The 1,072-nt window shown below is 53.9% G+C and carries 1 protein-coding gene; it reads right to left on the bottom strand.

Going from position 1 to position 1,072, the window contains the following annotated elements:
* Positions 1–30: 30 nt before the first annotated feature.
* A protein-coding gene (locus AC097P_RS24805; protein ID WP_479613075.1) for an IS5 family transposase occupies positions 31–889 on the bottom strand; the annotation gives its coding sequence in 2 pieces (ribosomal slippage) (positions 31–484 and positions 483–889; 861 coding nt in all).
* Positions 890–1,072 lie beyond the last annotated feature (183 nt).

The raw sequence follows: 1,072 nt of genomic DNA, 5'->3' as shown, positions 1-1,072 counted from the left end.
ACCGCCAGGGTGAACCGCGAGCCTTAGAACTTATCCGTAAATAATATTTACGTTCAATTTGATTTTCCTTAGTGCCATGATGGACGCGGCCAAGTGGTTAAGCGCCAGGAAGCTGCGGTCAAGCTTTTCGTATCGAACCAGTAGCTTGCGGAATCGGTTGAACCAACTGTGCGCCACTTCGACGATCCAGCGCCTTGCCCTCTTCTCCGGGTCTCGTTTGAGCTCGTCGGCTTCTTGCCCTCTTCCTTTGACATGTGGGATGTAGCCGTGCTCCTCAATGATCTTCAAAGCGGGAGCTCCGGTGTATCCCGCATCAGCGCACAAGTGCTTGTGTCGCCTGACGGGTGGGCTGGGTCGCTGTACTACGATGGTGTTGAGTACCGCCTCCAACTGCGAGACATCATGCCGGTTGGCCCCGGTCACGACGAGCGACAACGGGACACCACGTCCGTCTACCAGTAAATGGCGCTTGCTCCCATTTTTTTCCCCGATCCGTGGGGTTGGGTCCCACGCTCTCTTGTGCCATTGGTGCTTTCATCATCGCCCCATCAATGCTTTGCCATCGCCAGGCGATGCCTTCGAACTCGTCGTACTCCGCAAGTCCCAACTTCCACAAAGCCTCAAAGACGCCCGCCTTCTCCCACTCCAGGAAGCGGGTATGTATTGCACTGGCGCTGCCAAAGCGCTCTGCAGGAAGTGCCCTCCACTGGCAGCCGGTGCGCAGAACAAAAACGATGCCTTCAAATACCAGTCTGGGATTTTTCGGCTTTCGTCCGCCGCCGCTCTTTCGCGTATAGGTTTGCTCTGCAACGCGCTGGCGCGCCGGAATCAGCGGCTCAACACGTTTCCAAAATTCATCCGTGACTTCCCATGACTTCGCTTTTGCCATCACACCTCCACACACGTACGTTGCACATGGGGAGTTATTATTGCTTATTTACGGATAAGTTCTAAGTTTTTGAACCCTTGAACTCTAAGCCGAGTGAGCATTATCTCTCTCTCCCTATTTAACCAAGTATTTAGCATGTTCGACATCTTGTGCACTAGGTTGATGCGGCGAGTTCGCCACTAC

It is taken from the genome of Rhodoferax sp. ZS1R8 (assembly GCF_056521325.1).
Note: the sequence above shows the minus strand (reverse complement) of the source record. Positions and strands in the feature narration are given on the sequence as shown.